Source organism: Sorangium sp. So ce131, from assembly GCF_051519095.1.
Taxonomy (GTDB): Bacteria; Myxococcota_A; Polyangia; order Polyangiales; family Polyangiaceae; genus Sorangium.
On record NZ_CP150455.1, the window covers coordinates 8,277,426 to 8,299,853 of the forward strand.

14 protein-coding genes are annotated in these 22,428 nt (G+C 72.2%); 10 read left to right on the forward strand and 4 right to left on the reverse strand.

What is annotated here, in order from left to right; translation table 11 throughout:
* Window positions 1-37 precede the first annotated feature (37 nt).
* On the forward strand, window positions 38-1,378 hold the full coding sequence (locus tag WMF43_RS30105) for a PAS domain-containing protein (protein WP_437669874.1): 1,341 nt from the start codon (window positions 38-40) through the stop codon (window positions 1,376-1,378).
* A 206-nt stretch (window positions 1,379-1,584) separates the two neighbouring features.
* Here WMF43_RS30105 and WMF43_RS30110 read toward each other — a convergent pair whose 3' ends face one another.
* Entirely contained in the window at window positions 1,585-4,524 is a 2,940-nt protein-coding gene (locus tag WMF43_RS30110; RefSeq protein ID WP_437669876.1) for a DUF4215 domain-containing protein, read from the reverse strand.
* A gap of 521 nt (window positions 4,525-5,045) precedes the next feature.
* Here WMF43_RS30110 and WMF43_RS30115 point away from each other — a divergent pair.
* The 3 genes from WMF43_RS30115 (at window position 5,046) to WMF43_RS30125 (ending at window position 12,739) form a co-directional block, all read left to right on the forward strand.
* Window positions 5,046-10,391, forward strand: coding sequence for a DNA repair ATPase (locus WMF43_RS30115; RefSeq protein ID WP_437669878.1), 5,346 nt, complete (start codon window positions 5,046-5,048; stop codon window positions 10,389-10,391).
* Between the two features lie 246 nt (window positions 10,392-10,637).
* Window positions 10,638-11,846, forward strand: coding sequence for an FIST signal transduction protein (locus tag WMF43_RS30120; RefSeq protein WP_437669880.1), 1,209 nt, complete (start codon window positions 10,638-10,640; stop codon window positions 11,844-11,846).
* Window positions 11,843-12,739, forward strand: a complete 897-nt coding sequence (locus WMF43_RS30125; protein ID WP_437669882.1) for a hypothetical protein — start codon at window positions 11,843-11,845, stop codon at window positions 12,737-12,739. Before WMF43_RS30120 ends, WMF43_RS30125 begins: the two co-directional genes overlap by 4 nt.
* Window positions 12,740-12,765: 26 nt before the next feature.
* Here WMF43_RS30125 and WMF43_RS30130 read toward each other — a convergent pair whose 3' ends face one another.
* Together WMF43_RS30130 and WMF43_RS30135 are read right to left on the reverse strand one after the other, a co-directional pair.
* Window positions 12,766-13,332 (reverse strand): GNAT family N-acetyltransferase, encoded by a 567-nt coding sequence (locus WMF43_RS30130; RefSeq protein ID WP_437669884.1) that lies wholly within the window; start codon window positions 13,330-13,332, stop codon window positions 12,766-12,768.
* Window positions 13,333-13,378: 46 nt separating this feature from the next.
* Window positions 13,379-14,545, reverse strand: a complete 1,167-nt coding sequence (locus WMF43_RS30135; RefSeq protein ID WP_437669886.1) for a mechanosensitive ion channel family protein — start codon at window positions 14,543-14,545, stop codon at window positions 13,379-13,381.
* 427 nt (window positions 14,546-14,972) lie between these two features.
* Between WMF43_RS30135 and WMF43_RS30140 the strand changes: the two genes are divergently transcribed.
* From WMF43_RS30140 to WMF43_RS30155, 4 genes are all read left to right on the forward strand, one after another.
* Window positions 14,973-15,899: a hypothetical protein gene (locus WMF43_RS30140; protein ID WP_437669888.1), complete on the forward strand. Its 927-nt coding sequence runs from the start codon at window positions 14,973-14,975 to the stop codon at window positions 15,897-15,899.
* Window positions 15,900-16,399: 500 nt separating this feature from the next.
* A complete protein-coding gene (locus WMF43_RS30145; protein ID WP_437669890.1) occupies window positions 16,400-17,290 on the forward strand; it encodes a hypothetical protein in 891 nt (296 codons plus the stop codon).
* A gap of 769 nt (window positions 17,291-18,059) precedes the next feature.
* Window positions 18,060-18,932: a hypothetical protein gene (locus tag WMF43_RS30150; protein WP_437669891.1), complete on the forward strand. Its 873-nt coding sequence runs from the start codon at window positions 18,060-18,062 to the stop codon at window positions 18,930-18,932.
* A gap of 110 nt (window positions 18,933-19,042) precedes the next feature.
* On the forward strand, window positions 19,043-19,489 hold the full coding sequence (locus tag WMF43_RS30155) for a CoA-binding protein (RefSeq protein WP_437669893.1): 447 nt from the start codon (window positions 19,043-19,045) through the stop codon (window positions 19,487-19,489).
* A 12-nt stretch (window positions 19,490-19,501) separates the two neighbouring features.
* Here the strand turns inward: WMF43_RS30155 and WMF43_RS30160 are convergent, their stop codons facing one another.
* The gene (locus tag WMF43_RS30160; RefSeq protein ID WP_437669895.1) at window positions 19,502-19,924 is read right to left on the reverse strand and encodes a cupin domain-containing protein; all 423 of its coding nucleotides are present in this window, start codon (window positions 19,922-19,924) and stop codon (window positions 19,502-19,504) included.
* 399 nt (window positions 19,925-20,323) lie between these two features.
* Here WMF43_RS30160 and WMF43_RS30165 point away from each other — a divergent pair, with 399 nt between their 5' ends.
* Window positions 20,324-21,502 carry a PA0069 family radical SAM protein gene (locus tag WMF43_RS30165; RefSeq protein WP_437669897.1) on the forward strand — a complete coding sequence of 393 codons (1,179 nt, stop codon included), beginning with the start codon at window positions 20,324-20,326 and terminating at the stop codon, window positions 21,500-21,502.
* Window positions 21,503-21,630: 128 nt separating this feature from the next.
* A complete protein-coding gene (locus WMF43_RS30170) occupies window positions 21,631-22,410 on the forward strand; it encodes a HAMP domain-containing protein (protein WP_437669899.1) in 780 nt (259 codons plus the stop codon).
* The last annotated feature ends 18 nt before the right edge of the window (window positions 22,411-22,428 follow it).

The following is a 22,428-nucleotide window of genomic DNA, read 5'->3' on the forward strand; positions in this document are numbered from 1 at the left end:
CCCCGGGCGCACTCCGCATACAGTCGGTATCTCGCCAATGGCAGATGACGGGCTGGGGGAAATCGGGCGGCTCAGGGCAGAGATCGCAACGCTGCAGGCGCGCGTCCAGGAGCTGGAGAGCGCGCTGGCGGAGCGGTCGAGCGTCCGCGCAACCGAGGGAGTAGCGCCGTGCGACGCGGCGAGCGCGGACGAACACGCAGCGCTCGCGGCGCTCGCGTGGCTGTTCACGCCGGGGCCGGCGCAGATCCGCTGGCGCCCCGATGGCACGGTGACGCACTGGAACGATGGCGCAGCACGCCTCTTTGGCTGGAGCGAGGGCGAGGCCGTCGGCCGCAGGCTCTCCGACCTCGTGGCTGCAGATCCCGTGTCCCCCGACGCGGTGCGTGCGCTCGTGCTCGACTGGACGGAGAACCAGTTCGCCTCGGTCACGAACGAGGGCAGGACGAAAGACGGGCAGGCTCGCCTCTGCCGGTGGAACCACGCGGTGCTGCGCGACGACCGCGGCGCCGCGCGTGAGATCGCGGCGATCGTCGAGGACGCCAGCGACCCACCGTGGAGCGAGCACGCGCTGCTCGGGCGGCTTCAGCTGCTCCTGAAGCTGCTGGACCACTCGCGCAACTCCATCTTCGTCAAGGACGTCGACGGACGTTATGTGTTCGTCAACCGCGCGCACGCGGAGGTCTTTCAGAGGCACGCCGTAGAGGTCATCGGCAAGAATGAACATGAGTTGAGCCCCCTGGCCTTCGATGCCATCGAGGAAGTCGTGGAGAGAGAGCGCGGCGTGCTCGCGGGGGGCAAGGCGATGCAGTACGAAGAGATGCTACAGCTCGGCGACACGCAGATTCATTTCGCCACCGTCAAATTCCCGATCCTCGACGGGCGTGGCGAGCCGATCGGCCTCGGCGGCGTCGTCACCAACATCACAGCGCTGAGACACGCGGAGGCCGAGCGGGCCGCGCTGCAGGAGAAGATCATCGCCGCCCAGCAGGCCGCTCTCCGGGAGCTGTCCACGCCCCTCATCCCGATCGCCGACCGGGTGGTGGCGATGCCGCTGGTGGGGACGATCGACAGCGCGCGCGCAGACCAGATCACGGAGACGCTGCTCTCCGGCATCAGCAACCAGGGCGCCCACACCGCGATCCTGGACGTCACCGGCGTGCGTGCGGTCGACGCGCACGTCGCCGATGCGCTGACGCGGACCGCGCGCGCCGCCCAGCTGCTCGGCACCCGCGTGGTGCTCACGGGCGTCCGCCCGGAGGTGGCGCAGACGCTGGTCACGCTCGGCGTGGACCTCTCCGGGATCACCCCCTTGAGCACCTTGCAAAGCGGCATCGCGCACGCCCTCCGCGACACGGGGCGTCATCGCCAATCGGATTGAATCCGTCTTCAAGAGCAGAAGCTCGGACCGAAGGCGTCAAGGACGCGGACAACAGGATGTTCTCCCGGCGAAGCTCAGCGCTGCGCCGCGGCTGCCAACGCCAGCCGGGCGAGCCGGTGAGAGGACGTGATGGAGACGGGAGAAAGGGCACGCGGCGGCCCGTGAGAAGAGCCGCCGCGTGAGCGGGCGTCACGCCCCGGAGAAGGTCAGTTGACCTCGCTGCGGCAAGCAGCGCTGCACCCGTCGCCGCTCCGGTTGTTGCCGTCGTCGCAATCCTCGCGCCCGGACTGGAGCACGCCGTCGCCGCAATGCGGCCCGATCACGCAGCCCGGCGCGCACTCGCCGTAACCGCCGTCGTTCGTCCCGTCGTCGCACTGCTCCGGCGGCGTCTGCGTCACGCCGTCACCGCAGTGCGGCCCGTACACGCAGCCCGGCGCGCACTCGCCGTAACCGCCGTCGTTCGTCCCGTCATCGCACTCCTCTCCGAGCGCCGCCTGGGGGCTCCCGTCGCCGCAGTACGCGTCGAACCGGCACCCGGTGCAGCCCATGCTGCCGTCGTTCACCCCGTCGTCGCACTCCTCGCCGAAGTCCGCCTGGACGACGGTATCGCCGCACCGCGGCGCGAGGTCGCACTCCGGCGAGCAGCCGCCATAACGGCCGTCGTTCACGCCGTCGTCGCACTCCTCGCCCGACGTCGTCTGGGGGACCCCGTCGCCGCACCGCGGGCCGATGGAGCAATCCGGCGAGCAGCCGTTGTACCGGCCGTCGTTCACCCCGTCGTCGCACTCCTCGCCGAACTGGCTGTTGATCGCGCCGTCCCCGCACCCGGGCGCCAGCACGCAGCCCGGCGCGCACGCCCCGGAGCCGTAGCCGCCCAGGTTCACGCCGTCGTCGCACTGCTCGTACGGCCTCGTCGTGGTCCTGTCGCCGCAGTAGAGCCCGAGCGTGCAGCTCGTGGAGCACTCGCCGTAGTCCGCGCCGTTGCGGTCGCCGTCGTCGCACTCCTCGTCGGGCGTCACGATGCCGTCGCCGCACACCGGCTCGCAGCGCGACGGCGCCGCGTTGAAGCCGGCGAGCGTCAGCTTGTAGCTGGACGCCGTGACGTGGCGCTCCGCCTGGAACACGGCGACCTCGTACACCCGGCCCACCGTCAGGCCGAGCGCGGCGTCATCCATGCGCACCGTCCCGCGGTTGTCCACGACCGTGCCGACCTGGCCGGTCCCCACGGGCCCGTGGATGCCGCCGAGGTCGAGGCGGAGCCGGTTGTTGACGAACACCCAGACGTCGTCGTCCCCGTAGAACTCGAGCTCCTCCCCGCCGTGGTACTCGAACCAGTAGCGGATCTCGCTCGTGAAGTAGAAGTTGTGGTTGCCCGCGCCGGCCCAGCCGTTGAACGGATCGTTCGCGGGGAGGAGCGCCTCGCGCTGCGCCGCGGGGACCGTCGGGTCCCGCCAGCCCCGGTCGTCGAGCGGGAAGAACGTGTGATCCTCGAACAGGTACACGTCCGTCGCCCCGATGCGCGTGAGCGTGAGCTGGTCCACGACCCGCTTCGAGATCGTCGAGTCGCTGTACCAGCGGTTGAAGTCCGTGGCGTTCGTCAGGAAGGCGTTCGGCCGCGCCGCGGCGAACTGGGGCTTGCGGTTCGTGCCGAGCATCGCCTGCACGATGCCCGTCACGATGGCGTCCGGCGGGTTGGTGCCAGGCTCGAAGTTCGGCGCGTCCTCCTTGAAGTCGCGGTACACGATCGGCACGCGCAGCTCGTCGCCCAGCGTCGTGTCGTTGGTGCAGGTGTACCCGGGCTCGATCCGGCACGTGGACGAGCAGCCGTCCCCGTCCCTCGTGTTGCCGTCGTCGCACGCCTCGGAGCTCAGGCGCAGGCCGTCGCCGCACGCCGAGGTGCAGCCGGTGTCGCTGCAGGTCGGCTCGACCTGGCAGAACGGCGTGCAGCCGTCGCCGAGGTCGCCGTTGCCGTCGTCGCACGGCTCGGAGCCCTCCCGCGTGCCGTCGTTGCAGACCGTGTTGCGGCAGACGTAGCCGCCGGCCGGGGCCGGCGTGCACACCAGGCCAGGCTCCCACGTGCACTCGGGGCTGCAGCCGTCGCCGGCCGCCGTGTTGCCGTCGTCGCACGTCTCGCCGGCGACGACCCGCCCGTCGCCGCAGACCGCCGCGCAGCGGCGCCCGACGCGCGCGCAGTCGTAGCCGGGCTCGGGGTGGCACGAGGCGTCGCACCCGTCGCCCGCGACCGCGTTGCCGTCGTCGCACGTCTCGTCGCCGCCGATCTGGCCGTCGCCGCACCGGACCGTGTACGAGCAGGTCCTCCGGTCCGGGCACACCCAGCCGGCCTCGATCCGGCAGTCCGGCGAGCAGCCGTCGCCGCCCTCCACGTTGCCGTCGTCGCACGCCTCCGAAGGGCGCAGGTTGCCGTCGCCGCAGCGCTCGACCGGCCGGCACGGCTGGCCCGGCCGCGGGCAGACGATGTTGCCGGGGTCCTCCAGCGCGCAGGTGGCCGAGCAGCCGTCGCCGGAGGCCGTGTTGCCGTCGTCGCACGCCTCCCCGGTGGAGATGCGCCCGTCGCCGCACGCGTACAGCCGCACGCACGGCTCGCCCGGCGTCGGGCAGGTGCAGTCGCAGCCCGGCTCGATCTGGCAGCGATCGCTGCAGCCGTCGCCCGCGGCCGTGTTGCCGTCGTCGCACGTCTCGCCGGGCTCGAGGGCGCCGTTGCCGCAGACGATGGTCGAGTGACAGCCCGCGCCGGGCTCGCAGGCGCAGTTCGGCTCCACCTTGCAGGCGCCGGAGCAGCAGTCGCCGGGCAGGCTGTTCCCGTCGTCGCACGTCTCCTCGAGCTCGGGGTTCACCTCTCCGTCGCCGCACGCCGGCTCGACCGCCGCGCACTCCGGCGGGGCGTCCGGCCCGTCGCACGGATCCTGGCTGCCGCCGGCGCCTCCCCCGCCCTCCTCCGGCGGGAGGAAGTCGCCCGAGCTGCTGCTGGTCACCGAGCCGCTGCCCGTGCTGCCCGCGCCGCCTGCGCCGCCCGAGCCCGTCGGGTCACCGCCCCCGCTGCTGCCGTCGCCGCTGCCTCCGCAGGCGAGGAACGAGCCCGCGACCAGGACGACGAACGTTGAAGAAAGCCTGCTTCTTAAGCCCATTGCTGCACCATCCCAACCCGCTTCAAAAGAGCGTCACCTTGTCCCGCCAATCGAACGATGCGCCTCGACCGAACCGATAGAGAAGCGCCGCTGAAGCCGGTGTCGGCAGGCGCCGCACAGGGCCCTCGCGCGCGGGGCCGAACGTCGCGGCCGACCGGATCTCAGGACGTCGCACTGAAGTCGCCCTCGTCCGCGGTGGATCGCAACCCAAAGCCCACGAGCTTGCAAGCAATTTTCAAGTCACAGCCGATTTGTGGCGCGCGGCGACGCCCCGAGGCGCCGTCGGCAGGGGAATTCCGCGGCCCGCGCGCGGGTCGACGTGCGGCCGGGGGCAGGCCGCCGGGGCTTGACTTCCCGGCGCGCGCCCCCGCAGCGCCGCGGGCCGCGCCGTCTGCCGCGGGCCGGGCCATCTCGCTCCCCGGGCGCCGCGGAAGCGCTGTACGCTGGCCGCGGGCGGGCCGGGGTCGAGCCGATGGGAACGGCGGAGCGTGGACCCTCGGGCCTGATCCCACGGAGCATGCATGGTGTCGACAGGGGCCTTGGAGGGCGCGGCCCGGAAGGCGGGGGCTCCGCCTCCGCAGGCGGCCGAGACGCTGGACGGGGGCAATTACGAGGTCATCCGGCGGCGGCTCGTCGAGCGCGCCGAGGAGCTCGGGCGTCGCGCCGAGGCGCTGAACGCCCGGCGCAAAGAGGTGTTCGGCGGCTCGGACCTCGCGCTGCTCGAGAACGCGCGCGTCCGGACCGAGAACAACTGCCTGCCGCGCGACATCGTGAGCATCCGGGGCAAGCTGCTCGTCGGCTACCTCGTGTTCATGGGGCTCAAGGAGGTGAACGTCGGCGACGTCTTCAGCCTCCACCGCTTCGCCAAGGCCGACGGCGGCTTCGACCTGTCGCCCGTCCCGCTCGGCGACGGCGACGCGGTCAGCGAGAGTGCGTTCCTCGGCGACCCCGCCTTCGTCAAGGAGTTCAAGGACCTCCACCGCTACGTCAAGGAGCCCCGGCTGCTCCAGCTCCGGCGCAGCGACACGCGCCTGCTCGCCATCTTCCAGGTCGGCGCGGGCGAGCGCGACGTCAAGGTGTTCCGCTGGAGCATCGACGCGACCGGGCGCGTCCGGTACCTCGACGCCCGCGGCGAGGAGGACAACGTCCGCCCGCGGCCGCACGACTTCGCCTGGACCCAGAGCACCCGCGACGACCACGTGCCGGGCAAGCACCCGCACGTGTCGATCCTCGGCGAGATCTTCGTCGAGACGGTCGGCGGGGACCTCACCGTCAAGATCGAGAACAACACGACGACGGGCCTCGGCATCTACCGTGAGCCCGTGGACGACGCGGGCCAGGCGCTCGACGACGCCGACATCCAGTACGCCCGGCTCGGGCCGCTGATCCTGCTCAAGATCAAGCCGTTCCGCGAGCCGTCGTACCGCTACCTCGTCTACAACGGCCGCACCCGCAAGGTCGTGCGCATCGACGCGATCGGCCTCGCCTGCCTGAGCCTGCCCGAGGACCAGGGCATCGTCTTCCCGAACGGCTATTACCTCGTCACCGGCGAGACGAAGCGGTTCGAGGGGAGCACCGACAGCCTCGTGTTCGAGCGGGCCATCCGCTCGCCGAACGGGGAGGACGTGCTCTACGTCTTCCACCAGATCGTGGAGGGCCGGTACGTGCTCTTCCCGTACAACCTGATCCGCAAGGAGGTCGCGAACCCCATCCAGTGCCACGGCTACAGCCTCTTCGACGACGGCAAGATGGTGATCTTCCGCGCCGCGAGCGACGAGGCGACGCGCGTCCACCCGATGCAGATCTGGCAGACGCCGTTCATGACCGCGGAGTTCGCGGCGTCGGCGCCGACGGACGGGTCGTACCTCGCGAAGGTGGGCAACGCCGACCTCGTGCGGGGCATCTCCGACGCCCTCAGCATGCGGCGCGCGGCGCTGGACGGCGCGCCGACCCGGCAGACGTACGAGGACCTGATCAAGACCGCCGAGCGGATGACCGACGCCTTCTACTGGCTCGGCCACGCCGAGGCGGGCGACCTCCTGTCGACCGTGAACGAGCTCCGGGCGGTCTCGGAGAGCATCGTCGACGAGTTCGAGAAGGTCGAGGCGATCAAGGCGCGCGCCCAGGCCGCGCTCGCCGAGACCGAGGAGGCGCAGCGGCAGCTGCTCGGCGGGGTGCGGCCGGAGGACGCGGCGAGCGTCGACGCGTTCCTCAAGGCGCTGACCGCCCTGCGGAGGCAGCGGGGCCACCTGATCACGCTCCGCGAGCTCAAGTACATGGACCTCGGCCGCGTCGACGCGCTCGAGGCCGAGGTCGTGGCGCGGGCCGACGAGGTGAGCCAGGCCTGCGTGACGTTCCTGCTCGGCGAGCAGGCGTTCCGGCCGCTCGTGGACCGGCTCGCGTCGCTGATCGCCAAGATCGAGGCGGTCGCGCGGTCGCCCGAGCTCGCGCCGTTCGCGGCGGACCTCGACGCGGTGAACGAGGGGCTCTCGGTGCTCGCCGACATCGTGGCGAGCCTCAAGGTCGACGACCCCACGGCCCGGACCCGGATCCTGGAGGGGATCAGCGAGGTGTACGCGCAGCTCAACCGGGCGCGCGCCACGCTGAGCGCCCGCGGCAAGGACCTCCGTGGCGCCGAGGGGCGGGCCGAGTTCGGGGCGCAGTTCAAGGTCTTCGGCCAGAGCGTGGCGAGCGCGCTCGCCGTGTGCGACTCGCCCGAGCGCTGCGACGCCGAGCTCTCGAAGCTGCTCGTCCAGCTCGAGGAGCTCGAGGGGAAGTTCGGCGAGTTCGACGAGTTCCTCGGCGAGCTCGCGGCGAAGCGCGAGGAGGTGAACGACGCGGTCGCCGCGCGGCGGCAGGCGCTGCTCGACGAGCGGCAGCGGCGCGTCGCGAACCTCGTCGCCGCGGCCGACCGCATCGTGCAGGGGGTCGCGCGGCGGGCGCGCGCGTTCGCGAGCGCGGACGACCTCAACGCGTACTTCGCGTCCGATCCCATGGTCGCGAAGCTGCGCGACCTCGCGGCCGACCTGCACGCGCTCGGCGACGCGGTGAAGGGGGACGAGGTCGAGGCGCGGCTCAAGGCGGCGCGGCAGGACGCGCAGCGGTCGCTGCGCGACCGGGAGGACCTGTTCGAGGGCGGCGGCGACGTCATCAAGCTCGGGCGCCACCGCTTCAACGTGAGCACGCAGGCGCTGGAGCTCACGCTCGTCCCGCACGGCGACGGGCTCGCGCTGCACCTCACCGGGACCGACTTCTTCGAGCCGATCGAGGACCCGGCGCTCGAGGGCGCGCGCGACCTCTGGGGCCAGGAGCTCGCGAGCGAGACGCCGGCGATCTACCGGGGCGAATTCCTCGCGGGCGCGATGCTCGCGGACGCGGAGGCCGGGCGGCGCGGGCTCACGATCGACCGGCTGCGCGAGGCGTCGCTCGGCCCGGGCGGGCTGCTCGGCGCGGTGCGCGCCTACGCCGAGGGCCGGCACGACGAGGGCTACGAGCGGGGGGTGCACGACGCGGACGCGGCGCTCATCCTGGACCGGCTGCTCGCGCTCAGGTCCACGGCGGGGCTCCTGCGCTTCGGCAGCGCGGCGCGGGCGCTCGCGTGCCTCTACTGGGCCGGGCTCGACGCGCGCGGCCGGGACCTCGCCCACCGGCGGGCGCGCAGCCTCGGCCGCCTCGCGGCGCAGCTCGGCGAGAGCGAGGCGCGGGCGGCGCTCGCGGCCGCCCTGTCGGAGGGCGTGGCCGCCGCGGCGGCGGCGCATCGGCTCGCGCCGGCCGCGGCGGACGTGCGCGCCGCGGGGCGGTACCTCGCCGAGGAGCTCGCGGCGGACCGGATCCGGTTCGTGACGAGCGCCGCGGCGCTGTCGCTGCGCGACGCGCTGCTCACGCGCCTCGGCCACGAGGGCGGCCGCGCGGCCTTCGAGGAGGACCTCCGGCAGCTGGAGAAGCACCCGGCCGAGCGCCTCGAGCTCGCGCTCGCGTGGCTCACGGCGTTCGCCGAGAAGGGCGGCGGGCCAGACGTGCACCTCGGCCACCTCGCGCTCGAGGCCGCCGTCGCGCTCGTCACGGAGCGGCAGATCGAGCGGGAGCCCAGCGCGGCCGTGACCGAGGCGCGCGTGGAGGGGCTGCTCGGCCAGCACCCGCGCATCAAGGAGCGTGCGCTCGCGCTGCGCCTCGACGAATTCCTGAGCAGGATCGAGGACTTCCTGCACGAGCGGGCGCCGCGGTACCGCGCTTATCGCAAGCTCCGGAGCGAGATCGTCCACCGGGAGCGCAAGCGGCTGCGCCTCGAGGAGTTCGCGCCGCGGGTGCTGACGTCGTTCGTGCGCAACCGGCTGATCGACGAGGTGTACCTGCCGCTCGTCGGCGCGAACCTCGCGAAGCAGCTGGGCGCGGCCGGCGACACGAAGCGCACCGACCTGATGGGCATGCTGCTGCTCATCTCGCCGCCGGGTTACGGCAAGACGACGCTGATGGAGTACGTCGCGAGCAAGCTCGGCCTCGTGTTCATGAAGGTGAACGGGCCGTCGCTCGGCCACGAGGTGACGTCGCTCGATCCGGCGGACGCGCCGAACGCGACGGCGCGCCAGGAGGTCGAGAAGATCAACCTGGCGCTCGAGATGGGCAACAACGTGATGCTCTACCTCGACGACATCCAGCACACGAACCCGGAGCTGCTCCAGAAGTTCATCTCGCTCTGCGACGGCCAGCGCCGGATCGAGGGCGTCTGGCGGGGCCGGACGCGGACGTACGACCTGCGCGGCAAGAAGTTCTGCGTGGTGATGGCGGGCAACCCGTACACGGAGTCGGGCGCGCGGTTCCAGATCCCGGACATGCTCTCGAACCGGGCCGACACCTACAACCTGGGCGACGTCCTCGACGGCAAGGAGGAGCTCTTCGCGCTGAGTTACCTCGAGAACGCGCTCACCTCGAACCCGACGCTCGCGCCGCTCTCGGGCCGCGCGCCGGGCGACGTGCACAAGCTGATCCGCATGGCGCAGGGCGAGGCCGTGGCGCCGGCGGAGCTCGAGCACGCGTACTCGGCGGCGGAGGTCGCGGAGATCGTGGCCGTGCTCGAGCGGCTCTTCCGGGTGCAGAAGGTGCTGCTCTCGGTGAACCTCGAGTACATCCGGAGCGCGTCGCAGGACGACGCCTTCCGGACGGAGCCGCCGTTCAAGCTGCAGGGCAGCTACCGGAACATGAACAAGCTGGCCGAGAAGGTCGTCGCGGCGCACACGCCCGAGGAGATCGACCGGCTCATCGACGACCACTACGTGAGCGAGTCGCAGACGCTCACCACGGGCGCCGAGCAGAACCTCCTCAAGCTCGCCGAGCTGCGCGGCCGGATGACGCCGGAGCAGGCGGCGCGCTGGGAGGAGATCAAGAAGGGGTACCAGCGGATCAAGCGCATGGGCGGCAAGGAGGACGACCCGGTCGTCCGCGTGACGGGGACGCTCTCGATGCTGGGCGAGCAGCTCGAGGGGATCCGCGGGGCGATCGGCAAGGCGGCGGCGGCGGCGCAGGCGGGCGACGCGCGCGCGCGGGAGATGAAGCAGTGGCTCGCGCCGGAGATGGAGCGGCTCGCCGCGGCGCTCCGCGGGGTGGCGCAGCCGAAGGTCGAGGTGTCGGTGGAGACCGATCGATCCGTGTCCGAGTTCGTCGGCCACCACCTGTCGCTGGTGGAGCGGATCGTGGCGCCGCTCGCGAAGGCGACGACGCAGAGCGCGTTCGGCATCCGGGCGATCGAGGCGCAGATCTCGGAGCTCGGGCAGGCGCTCCGGTCGCTCGACGAGCGGGTCCGCGGGGCGGCGCGGCCGGGTGGGGGCAACGGAGGAGGCGTCGATCGGGGCGACGGCCGAGGCGACGGCTGAGCTCGTGCGCGACAGGGGATCTGCGCCGGCGCGGAGGTGCGCGCGCCGGCGACGGCAGGAGGAGCGCGGAGACAGACCGCGGCGCGCGCCGCACATCCGCGAGCGGCCGTGCTCGGCAGAAGCCGCCGAGGGGGGGTAGAGCGGCGTCCCGCGCGCGTGGTATCAACGTCCCGCGGCGCACAGCCAGCGGATAGCCTGGACTCGAAGCCTCGCGCTCCGGCGCTGGGCAGGCAGGAGCTTCGGCGCATGAAGATGATGACCCTCGGACCCTTTGAAGGGAACGCGTGGCTCCTCGGCCGGAAGGTCGAGCGCACGGTCGCGGAGTGGAAGGAGCCCGCGCGCCTGGCGATCGTGGCCTTGCCCAGCGGGGCGCGGCACGAGGAGTACCTCGCGGCGGTCGAGGACGCGACGGGCGTGCCCGTGGTCGGGGCGACGACGGGCGGGGCATCGTTCACGGAGCGCGGCTTCACGAAGAGCGGGGTGGCGTGCGCCATCCTCGGCGGGGCGAACGTCGAGGTGGGGTGCGCGGCGGCGCGCGAGCTGCGCGCGGATCACGGCAAGAGCGTGCGCGCGGCGCTCTCGGAGATCGACGAGGCCACCTCGAGCGGCGGCCCGCGGAGCGGCGCGCCGAACTCGATCCTGGTGCTGGCGGACGCGTTCGCGTGCGACGGCGACGAGCTGGTCGCCGCGCTCCGGCAGAGCGTGCCGCCGCACACGCGGGTGTTCGGCGGGACGGCGGGCGACGGCTGGACGTTCGAGGGGGCGCGGGTGTTCCTGGGCCGCAAGGCGCTCACGGACGCGGCGATCATCGTGCGCCTCAGCCACCGGCACCGGGTGAACATCGACGTGCTCCACGGGTTCCGCGCCGCCGAGGGCGGCCGGGATTTCACGATCACGGACATCGAGCGGAACGTGCTGAAGACGCTCGACGGGCAGCCGGCGGCGCGGGTGTACGAGGAGGAGCTGTCGCGGCTCGGACTCCGGTCGAGCGGCGAGGGGCTGCTCCAGACGATGGCGAAGCACGCGCTCGGCGCGAAGACGCCGTTCGGCGAGGCGCTGAAGATCCGGTCGCCGCTCGCGATCCGCGGCGACGGCGCGGTGGTGCTGACCGGCGGCCTCGCGCGCGGGCAGGTCGTCCGGGTGGTGAACGCGGCGAGCGACTCGCTGCTGCAGGCGGCGAAGAGCCTGGCGACGAAGGTGCTCGGCCCGCTGCCGGCGGTGTCCGGGTCGCTCGTGTTCGACTGCGCGTCGCGGCTCCGCCTGCTCGGCGATCGCTACCGCGAGGAGGTGCGCGCGCTCCAGTCGCCGAACAGCCCGTCGCACCCGACGTTCGGCATGGCCTGTTACGGGCAGATCGCGAAGTTCGGCGGCAGCGTGGAGGGGTTCCACAACACGAGCGCCGTCATGGTGGCGTGGGGCGAGTCGGACCAGGGAACGGGGCCAGCGAGCGGATGAAGCGAACGAGGCGGGGGCACGGCGCGGCGGCGGCAGGGATCACGTCCGGCGCGGGGCTCTGCGTGTTGTGGCTGGCGGGGTCGGCCGCGGGGTGCGGCGGGAGCGTCGTCGTGGACGGGCCGCGCGCGGACGAGGAGCCCCCCGTGCAGCCGCCCCCCGAGGAGGAGCCCCCCGTGCAGCCGCCCCCGGAGGAGGAGCCCGCGGGCGAGTGCGCGGGGACGAGCGACCGGGTCGACATTCGCTTGCAGCTCCCCGACGGTTCGCTGCACGGCTGCTTGCCCACCGGGGCCGCGCTGGGCCCGGGGATCGACGGGTTCGGGCTGAGGGGCACGGTCGCCCTCCAGCAGGGCGATATCTTCTTCATCGACGAATGCCCGCCCAGCATGGTGGGCTGCATGGCGCAGGTCACGACGGTCCGCGTGAGCGGGCCAGGCCTCGTCCCGAGGCTGCCCCTCGGCACGATCGTCGATGTCACGCTGCGCGCCACTGCGGACGAAGAGGGCTGCGGCGCGCAGATCGAGATCAGGAACGTGCCGGTGTGGGAGGGCAGGATGAGCGCCGGAGGGACGGCGCCGACGCTGCTCCTCGCCGCGGCGGACGGCGTCCTCAACGAGATCTCCGGTTCGCCGTTCGCGGTGGCGGTGAGCCCGGATTGCATGATCGATCCCGAGGATCCCGCGAAAGGGTCGGTGTTCGCTCTCCAGTTCTTCGACGTGGCGAACCCTGCCGACCAGGGCATCAAGGTCAGGCAGGGCGAATGGGTGGAGTGGCGGCCGGGGTCGCTCGTCCTCGAGCCGATATGGAGGGTGCGGAACGTGCGCGCCTTCGTGGGCGAGCCGTCGCGGTTCGGCCGCAGCTGGGCTTACTGGGTGGAGCCTGCGCCGAACGACTGAGCGTCGGGTCTCCGCGCGGCGCTCGGTCAGGCCGCGGCGCCGGCGGCGTCGCGGCGGAGGAGCCCGTACACCGCGGTGTCCGTGAACTTCCCTTCGTAATACCAGTTTTCGCGGAGCAGCCCCTCGCGCGCGAAGCCGAGCCGCTCCAGGAGGCGCCCGGAGGCGCGGTTCTCGGGATCGAGCTGCGCCTCGACGCGGTGGAGGTCCATCGACGCGAAGCCGAAGGACAGGACGGCCCTCACCGCCTCGGTCATGATTCCCTGATTCCAGAACGCGGGCAGGAGGTCATACCCGATCTCCGCCCATCGATGGGGCTTGTTCCATCGCCAGAACCCTACGCTCCCGATGAGCTCTCCGCCCTCGCGGAGCGCGACGCCCCAGCGGATCGAGGTGTTCTCGCGGACGCCTTTCTCTATCTCGGCGACGCGCCGCTCCGAGTCGGCGAGCGCGCGGTCGCCCGCTCGGCCGAAGTAACGCGTCACCTCCGGGTCGGACTGGATGCGGAAGATGCTCTCCACGTCGCCCGGCGTGATCGCCCGGAGGCGCAGGCGCTGCGTTTCGAGCGCGGGAAAGGGATCGAAGGAGGCCACCATCGCCCCGGGATCGGCCGGTGAACGCCGGGCGTCAAGCGCGCGGCGCTCACCCGTCGATCGCGCTGCGGGCGGCGGGGGCCGGCGCCGCGGCGGGGGCGGGCGCCGCCGCGATGGCCGGCGCCGCCGCGATGGCCGGCAGCACCTCGACCTGCATCGCCGGATCTCCGGGGCGCGCGCCGAGGGTGATCGCCGGCTGCGCGGCCGCGGGGCTGAGCGCGACGCCCTCCTCGCGGCACGCGATGAAGAACGCCCTCATGACCGCCGACTCCAGGATGTCGTGGCGCTCGAAGTCGTCGATCCAGAACTTGATGACATAGCGCTGGAAGAGCGGCGTGACCGCCGCGAGCCAGAGCCTCGGCTCGGGCTCGTGGAGCACGCCGTCCACCTGCGCGCAGGCGCGGCGCGCCGCGCGCTCGACGGCCTCGGGCGGCGCCGCGAGCGCGACGAGCATCTCGATATTGCGCGCGCACGTCCGGTCCGGCGCGCAGAAGTTCTGCACGCGCGCCTTGGCGATCACCGAGTTCGGCAGGATCACGATGTCCCCGGAGAACGTCCTGAGGCGCGTCGACCGCCACCCCACATAAACCACCTTCCCCTCGATCCCGTCGACGAGGATCCAGTCGCCCACGCTGAACGGTCGCTCCGAGTGCAGGGCGAGCCCGGCGAACAGGTTGCCCAGCGTGTCCTGCAGCGCGAGGCCGAGGACCACGGTGATCACGGTCGAGGTCGCGAGCACCGGCACGAGGTCGATCCCCGTGACCGCGCCGACGATCGAGAGGCCGGCGACCAGGTAGACGATCGTGAGCAGGAGGTGCCGGACCAGCGCCGGAAACTGGATCTGCCTGCGCTCGCCGAGCCAGTAGTCGATGACCATCGTCTCGGTGATCTCGATCGCGAGGTACGCCGCGAGCGAGAGCTCGACCATGAGCACGCCCTTCTGCAGGGTCGGCAGCTCGCCCCCGCGCAGGATCGCGTAGGTGTGCAGGGAGACCAGCGCGACCAGCATCCGCGCCGGCAGCCGCATGCGGCGGACGAGCACGTCGTCGAGCGAGGTCTCGGTGACCCGCGCCAGCCGGGCGAGCAGCGAGAAGAGCAGGCGGTAGGCGACGATTCCGAGCGCGAAGACGGCGAGCGCCGCCGCCAGCGCGACGGGCAAGGACGCGGGAACGCGGGAGAGGTCGGCCCAGAGCGAGGAGAGCCGGTCGAGGTTCACGGGCCGAGTCTGCCACAACGGGCGGGCGGGGAGCGCGGCAGGAGCCGGCGGAGGGCTGATTTTGGCGATCACCGCCGAGGCGCACGCGCCCGCCGGCCCTCGATGGGAGCGCGACAGTCGAGGTGATCGGCCGGACGAAGGTGCGTGGCGTGGGCCTGCGCGAGGTGCCGCTGGCGTGAGGGTGCGGCCGCCCTCGGAGGGCCCACGTCGCGTCGCGTGACGGCCGCCGAGGCCCTGCGGCAGGTGTCGGCTGGCAGCGTCGGCGGCTGTTGATACGATATCGGCACGAGATCGATGCGGTGTGCGTAATAAGGTTGTTTCTGCACTTCAGCGCGCCTGAGCTGCCGCGCGAACCGAGCATTTCCGCGCATGGCGCCACAATTCGCTTGCCGATGCGCGCGCGACCGCCCATGGTTGCTGCCGAGTCATGCGCAGCAGATTCGACGCCTTCGGCAAGAACGTCTTGCGCGACACCCTCGCGCGCGTCGGCGCTGCCGACACTGGGGTCGAGGTCATTGCCGCTTCCCAGACGATGGATGTCTGGTACGTTCCCGATCCTGCCCGTGCAGCGTCGCTCGCCGAGCTGGGCCTGCTTGGCGAGCTCGCGGCCGACCCGTGTCAGTTCGAGCCTTTCCACGACACCCCGGGCCCGGGTGAGCTGCGTGGTTGTGTCCGGAAGCAGCTCCACTGGCATCATGAGCTCGAGCGCCGCGCCGGCGGCGAGGCGCCGTTCCCGCGGCTGTGCATCCTCAGCAGCGGCCGCCCCGGAACAGTGCTCGACGCGTTCGGCTTCGGTCCGGTCCCCGGGCGCCCCGGCCTGTACCGCGCCGCGCCGGGCTGGCGCGTCGACGTCGTCGTCATCGCCGAGCTGCCGCGCACCCGCGAGACGTTGCTCCTGCGGCTGCTCGGCGCCCGCGCCGTGCTCCGCGACGCCATCCGGGAGCTCGCCGCCCTGCCCGAGGACGCCTGGGAGAGGGGCATCGCCCTGCCCTGGCTGGTACGCTTGCGCTTCGAGATGCCGGCGGAGCCCTCGGCGCGCGCGGCCGAGGATGCGGAAGAGGAGGAGATCGTGACGGAAGTTCAGCGGTGGTTCGAGCAGCTCAAGCAGTCGCTCCAGGACGAGGCGCTCGAGGCGGGCCGCATGGAGGGCCGCAAGGAGGGCCGCAAGGAGGGGCAGATCGAGGCGCTGGCGAGGCAGTTCGAGAAGAAGCTCGGCCGACCGCTCGCCGAGACCGAGCGCTCCGTGCTGGCCGAACGGTTCGATCGCCTCGGCCTGGATCGCCTCGACGACGTCCGGCTGGAGCTGTCCGCGGACGCGCTGGCCGCGTGGCTGGCGGATCCCGCGGCACGCTGAGGACAGGCATGTCCTCTTTCCGGCGATGTCTCCGATGGCGCAACCGGCTCGCGGCGTAGCCTCGACTGGCGACGTCACGATCGCCGGCCTGGCCGTTCTCCTGCGCCGCCCCACCGCCCGACACTGGCTCCGATCTCAGTCGAACGTGCTGCCGAAGCCCAGGCCGATGGGGAACCAGCGCACCGCGTCGGGGTCACGCGTGATCTCGCGCCGGCCGCGACATCGAGCCGGGCGCCCAGGCTGATCTCGCCGAGCAGACCGCCGATGAGGCCGAGGGAAACGCTGCCATCGCCATATCCCGGCGTGCGCGGCGCCGGCGGCATGCGCCGTCAGGCAGCGCGGCGATACGATATAAGCACGACATCGATGCGGTATGCGTAATGGGTGCTCCTGCACCTTGGCGCACCGGAGGATCCGTGGCGCACGTCGCGCAAGCCCGCGTGTCGCGCCACAATTCGCTTGCCGATGCGCGCGCGACCGCCCATGGTTGCTGCCGAGTCATGCGCAGCAGATTCGACGCCTTCGGCAAGAACGTCTTGCGCGACACCCTCGCGCGCGTCGGCGCCGCCGACACTGGGGTCGAGGTCATTGCCGCTTCCCAGACGATGGATGTCTGGTACGTTCCCGATCCTGCCCGTGCAGCGTCGCTCGCCGAGCTGGGCCTGCTTGGCGAGCTCGCGGCCGACCCGTGTCAGTTCGAGCCTTTCCACGACACCCCGGGCCCGGGCGAGCTGCGCGGTTGTGTCCGGAAGCAGCTCCACTGGCATCATGAGCTCGAGCGTCGCGCCGGCGGCGAGGCGCCGTTCCCGCGGCTGTGCATCCTCAGCAGCGGCCGCCCCGGAACAGTGCTCGACGCGTTCGGCTTCGGGCCGGTCCCCGGGCGTCCCGGCCTGTACCGCGCCGCGCCGGGCTGGCGCGTCGACGTCGTCGTCATCGCCGAGCTGCCGCGCACCCGCGAGACGCTGCTCCTGCGGCTGCTCGGCGCCCGCGCCGTGCTCCGCGACGCCATCCGGGAGCTCGCCGCCCTGCCCGAGGACGCCTGGGAGAGGGGCATCGCCCTGCCCTGGCTGGTACGCTTGCGCTTCGAGATGCCGGCGGAGCCCTCGGCGCGCGTGGCCGAGGATGCGGAAGAGGAGGAGATCGTGACGGAAGTTCAGCGGTGGTTCGAGCAGCTCAAGCAGTCGCTCCGGGACGAGGGCCGCAAGGAGGGGCAACTCGAGGCGCTGGCGAGGCAGTTCGAGAAGAAGCTCGGCCGACCGCTCGCCGAGGCCGAGCGCTCCGTGCTGGCCGAACGGTTCGATCGCCTCGGCCTGGATCGCCTCGATGACGTCCGGCTGGAGCTGGCCGCGGACGCGCTGGCCGCGTGGCTGGCGGACCCGGCGGCGCGCTGAGGACAGGCGCCTCCTCCGGCGGTGTCTCGGCTGCCAGGGCTGGTGCACCCGGCGCGCGGCGCAGCACGGTGCAGACCTGCCGGAAAGCGCTCGCCTCCACGTAGGGCCGGCGGAAGAGCGTTGCGCGCTTGCTCGTGCGCCAGGAGCCGGGTCGTCGTCACACCGCCGATCGACAGACCGTCCGCTCCGCTCCCGGATCGACCCGCACCCCCCCGAGGCCCTCTTCTTCGGTCCCAGATCGACCCGCAGCCCCTCCGAAGCCCTCTCCATGCGGTCCCAGATCGACCCGCACCCCTTCCGAAGCCCCCTCCTCCACATCGCGACCTCGCCGCGCACCTTCCGAGCCCACCCGTTCGGGTCCCCAATCTGCCCGCCCCCTCTCCGAAGGCCCCTCCTCCACATCGCGACCTCTCCACACCCCCCTTGGACCCCGCCATCTCGAGCCCAGATCGACCCGCATCCCCTTCGAAGCCCGCTCCGCCACATCGCGACCTCTCCTCGCCCCCCTCCGAGTTCCGCGCGGCACATCCCCACGTCGCCCAACGTGCCCTCCAGAGACTCTTCCCCATCCGCGCACAGCACGCCCTCGCCCCACCACGCTCCCCCCACAGCACGATTCCTCCACAGCACGATTACCCCTCCCCCCACAGCACGATCCCCACCCACCCCTCACCTTGACGCACAGCCCCCCAGGACTTCCTTTGCCCCTTCCTCTGCAGCGCTCCCGTCAAGCGCTGTCCGCAACAGCCCCCTTCAGGAGGTGTCTCTCATGCTGAAGCATCTGAACCTCGACGAGATGGTCGCGCTCCTCACGCCGTGGGTCGAGGACCCGAAGCAGCGCAAGCTCTTCCTCTCGATCCCCGAGATCGCGGCGCTCCACCCGAGGGTCGTCGAGGCTCACGAGACCGTGCTCGCGGTCCAGCCGAGCGGCGGCGGCGGCGCGTCCTCGAAGATGCGCGCGCTCGTCGACAAGAGCAACGACGTCGACCGGCGCCACGATCACCTCGCCCGGGCCGTCTCGTACTGTATCGATGCGCACCGCGAGCTCTGCCTCGCCGAGGACCCGGCCGACGCCGAGCGCGCCGCCCGGTGCGACGCCGTCCAGAAGCAGCTCTTCCCGAGCGGCCTCTCCATCCTCAACGCCTCGCCGCTCGCCGAGGCGGGCAACACCGCGCGCATCGCCCGCCTCCTCGAGGACGAGGCCGGCCTCGCCGACTTCCTCAAGGGTATCCCCGCCCGCGGCAAAGCCACGCTGCTCGATATCGTGAAGCGCTGGCTCGGCACGGGCCGCGAGCTCCATACGATCGAGCGCGCCCGCGCCGAGCTCGAGGCCGACGAGACCACCACGCCCCCCACCAGGACCACCATCCAGTCCGCCCGCAGCCAGTGGTTCAAGATCGTGTCGCTCGTGCTCTCCAACCTCGAGATGTCCCGCGCCCCCGCGCGCGATATCGAGACCATCCGCGGCCCCGTGCTCCGCGCCTCCGGTCGCGCAGGGAAAAGGTACGTGAGCGGCAATCCCGGAGAAGCTCCTCGGGAGGAAGCGGAAGCCGCTCAGGAGCAAGAGGAGGACACATCGAGCCTCGCCCCCGCGCCAGACGCAGCAGAGACAGAAGACGACGGCGCGGGCGATCTGTCCTGACGTCGAAGCGGCGGTTGGCGCGCGGCGCGCGGCGGCCCCGCGGCGCTCGCGTCGCTCCCCCGGACCGACGCCGGGGTGCCGCGCTGGCCTGAACAGCGTACACTCCCCCCATGAACGACGTTCGCGATATCAGCCACGACGAGGCTCGGGTGGCGGAGCTGGTCCGCTCGGCGCGGCGCGTGGCCGTGCTCGGCATCAAGACCGAGGCGCAGGCGGATCAGCCCGCCTTCTACGTCCCGAGCTACCTGCAGAGCGCGGGCCTGGAGGTGATCCCCGTCCCTGTCTATTACCCCGAGGTCAAGGTCATCCTCGGCCAGCAGGTCTACCGCCGGGTGGCTGATGTCCCGAGCCCGGTCGACATCGTCGACGTCTTCCGGCGCGGCCAGGACGTCACCGGGCACCTCGACGACCTGCTCGCCGCCCGGCCGCGCGCCGTCTGGCTCCAGAGCGGCATCCGCAACGACAAGGTGGCGGAGCGCCTGGTGGAGGCCGGCATCACCGTCGTGCAGAACCGCTGCCTGATGGTCGACCACCGCCGCTTCGCCGGGCGAGGCTGAGGCCCAGCGCCGCTACAGCGGCCGGTGCTGCGTCCCCTTGCCGTACGTGATCGACAGGAGGTCCCCCGGCTCGCGGACGATGATCCGGTGCCACGCGCCTTGCGGGACCTTGCACGTCGCCCCGGCGACCAGTCCGACGACCCGCTCCCCGCCCTGCTCCTCCAGCACGACGTCGCTCGCGCCGGACAGGAGGACCAGGATCTCGTCCCCGGCCGGGTGCATCTCCCACTGCGGCGTGTCCTCGGTCAGGGGAAACCGAATCACCAGCCAGCCTCCGTCGTCCGTGATCCGCCGGATGTCCGCGGCCTTCGAGTCGCCGGACATCAGCTCTTGCCAGAACGTCGGCCTGACCTCGATCGGCAGCGCATCGCCCCCGTCCGCGAGGTGAAGGTACGTGCTGCGGAGATCGAACCCGGGCTGTCTCGGATTGGCCATCTTGTCCCTCACGTCGCTCCCTGAGCGCCCGCATGCCAGCAGGCCCCTCCTCGGCTGTCAATCCGCTCCCCCCGGGGCCCCTTGCCAGGTCGCGCCCGCCATACCCCTTCCCAGGTCGCGCCCGCCCTACCTCTCCCTCTCCCAGGTCGCGCCCGCCGTAGAGGTCGCGCCCGCCATACCCCTCCCCAGGTCGCGCCCGCCCTCCCAGGTTGCGGCTGCCGGCGGCCACCACCGCAAGACACTGCCGCCCAGCCCGTCACGACGGCGCCCACCGGGCTCCACTGAACAAACGCTCCCACCCCGCCCAGGACGCGCTACACTCCTCCCCCCCCGGTTCCACGCCGGCCCCCGCACCGCCGGCGCCCCGCGCTTCGCCCCTCGCCCTACGCCTGCACCGCCATGCCGCGCCCCATCAACAACCCTCCGAACCCGTGGTCGTCGACGCAGGTGGAGTACCTCGAAGAGGCGCCCCCGGCGACGCTGCAGATCTTCGAGGAGCAGGCCCGCTCCATCATCGCCGCGAACGACAGCCCCGACCTGCCGTTCCGGTACAGCGTCAACCCGTACCGCGGGTGCATCCACGCGTGCGCCTACTGCTACGCCCGCCCCTCGCACCAGTACCTCGGGTGGGGCGCCGGGACCGACTTCGACCGCAAGATCGTGGTCAAGACGAACGCGCCCGAGCTCCTCGAGAAGGAGCTCAACCGCCGCAGCTGGCAGGGCGACACGATCGTGTTCTCCGGCAACGTCGACTGCTACCAGCCCGTCGAGGCGAGCTACGCGCTCACCCGCCGCTGCCTCGAGGTGTGCCTCGCGTTCCGGAACCCCGTCGGGCTCATCACGAAGGGCGCGCTCGTGCGCCGCGACGCCGCGCTCCTCGGCGAGCTCGCGCGGCGCGCGCGCGCCCGCGTCCACTTCAGCATCCCGTTCGCCGACGACGCGGTGGCCCGCAAGATGGAGCCCTACGCGAGCCGCTCGTCGCTGCGCTTCGAGGCGATGCGCGCGCTCTCGGACGCCGGCGTGCCCACCGGGATCTCCCTGTCGCCCATGATCCCCGGGCTGAACGACAGCGACATCCCGGAGCTGCTCGAGCGCGCCCGCGACGCCGGCGCGGACAGCGCCTTCATGATGCCGCTGCGCCTGCCGCGCGAGGTGCTCCCGGTCTTCGACGAGCGCCTCGAGGAGGCCTTCCCTGACCGCGCGGGCAAGGTCCGCCGCGCCATCCAGGAGATGCGCGGCGGCAAGATGAACGAGGCCGCCTTCGGGGCGCGCTTCCAGGGCGCGGGCCCGCGCTGGGCGGCGATCCAGCGCCTCTTCGAGGTGCACTGCCAGCGCCTCGGCCTGAACGCCGCGCGCGTAGGCGACGAGAACGCCCCGCGCGTGCGCGACGAGAACGCCGCGCGCGTGCGCGACGAGGCGCGCGGCGACGGAAGCAGCGAGGCGCGCGGCGACGGAAGCAGCGAGGCGAGCAAGGACGGAAGCAACGGCCTCAGCGGAGGCAACCACGGAAGCAACGACGGAGAAGCCCGCTCGACCTTCCGGCGTCCGAGCCGCCAGGGAACGCTGTTCGACCTCTGATTGGGCCTTGCGACCCACGCGGGGGATGCGGTACCAGTGAAACCGCAGTGCGTTTCCCGGGGGTCGCACGGCGCGGCCCAGCTCTTCCCGAGCATGTGGTGAATCCGCCCGCCCGCTGACGAGACTTCATGACCTCTCCCGCCCAGGATCGCGCCACGCAGCGCCCGACTGCCCGCCGCAAGCTGCTCCTGAACCCGCGGTTCCAGCTCAAGTACACGGGGCTCCTGGTGTCGGTGGTGCTCGCGGTCATGCTGGTGCTCGGACTCGTCATCTGGCAGACGGCGGGCGTCGCGACCGAACAGGCGCAGCGGGCGGCCCACGAGGCGGAGCGCGCGCTCGACGAGGCCGAGAAGAGCGCGCGCATCCTGAAGATGAGCGCCACCGATCTCGGCGGCGAGGGGTCCGAGCTCGCGAACACCCTCGACGAGGAGCTCGCGCAGACGAAGCGCGAGCACGAGCGCAAGCTGGCCGAGGTCGCGGCGGGGCGCGCCGAGGTCGAGTCACACCAGCGGCGCCTGCTCTACATCCTGCTCGGCGGCGGCGCGATCGTCCTCGTCACCCTCGGCGTGCTCGGGCTCTTCATCACCCAGCGCATCGTGGGGCCGGTGCACCAGATGAAGCGCCTCTGCCGCCAGGTCGGGACGACGCGGCTCACCATCGGAGAAGGGCTGCGCAAAGGGGATGAGCTCGGCGACCTGTTCGACACGTTCGTGCAGATGACGTACTCGCTCAAGGCGCTCCAGACAGGCAGGCTCGCGACGCTCGACGCGGCCATCGAGAGGGCCGAGGCCTCCTCCGCGTCCGCGGAGGTCCTCGCCGGGCTGCGCGCGCTGCGGGCGCAGCTCTGCCTCGGCCTCCCCGAGGCCGATACGGTGCGGCGCCGCGCGCCGCGAGAGGGGAAGTCATGAGGCGAATCGCCGGCGTGG

Bases quoted from the DNA above. Each gene is read 5' to 3' on its own strand.
- WMF43_RS30145 (WP_437669890.1), top strand. From the start codon at position 16,400: ATGCGCAGCAGATTCGACGCCTTCGGCAAGAACGTCTTGCGCGACACC.
- WMF43_RS30150 (WP_437669891.1), top strand. From the start codon at position 18,060: ATGCTGAAGCATCTGAACCTCGACGAGATGGTCGCGCTCCTCACGCCG.
- WMF43_RS30110 (WP_437669876.1), bottom strand. From the start codon at position 4,524: ATGGGCTTAAGAAGCAGGCTTTCTTCAACGTTCGTCGTCCTGGTCGCG.
- WMF43_RS30155 (WP_437669893.1), top strand. From the start codon at position 19,043: ATGAACGACGTTCGCGATATCAGCCACGACGAGGCTCGGGTGGCGGAG.
- WMF43_RS30160 (WP_437669895.1), bottom strand. From the start codon at position 19,924: ATGGCCAATCCGAGACAGCCCGGGTTCGATCTCCGCAGCACGTACCTT.
- WMF43_RS30140 (WP_437669888.1), top strand. From the start codon at position 14,973: ATGCGCAGCAGATTCGACGCCTTCGGCAAGAACGTCTTGCGCGACACC.
- WMF43_RS30130 (WP_437669884.1), bottom strand. From the start codon at position 13,332: ATGGTGGCCTCCTTCGATCCCTTTCCCGCGCTCGAAACGCAGCGCCTG.
- WMF43_RS30125 (WP_437669882.1), top strand. From the start codon at position 11,843: ATGAAGCGAACGAGGCGGGGGCACGGCGCGGCGGCGGCAGGGATCACG.
- WMF43_RS30170 (WP_437669899.1), top strand. From the start codon at position 21,631: ATGACCTCTCCCGCCCAGGATCGCGCCACGCAGCGCCCGACTGCCCGC.
- WMF43_RS30105 (WP_437669874.1), top strand. From the start codon at position 38: ATGGCAGATGACGGGCTGGGGGAAATCGGGCGGCTCAGGGCAGAGATC.
- WMF43_RS30120 (WP_437669880.1), top strand. From the start codon at position 10,638: ATGAAGATGATGACCCTCGGACCCTTTGAAGGGAACGCGTGGCTCCTC.
- WMF43_RS30115 (WP_437669878.1), top strand. From the start codon at position 5,046: ATGGTGTCGACAGGGGCCTTGGAGGGCGCGGCCCGGAAGGCGGGGGCT.
- WMF43_RS30165 (WP_437669897.1), top strand. From the start codon at position 20,324: ATGCCGCGCCCCATCAACAACCCTCCGAACCCGTGGTCGTCGACGCAG.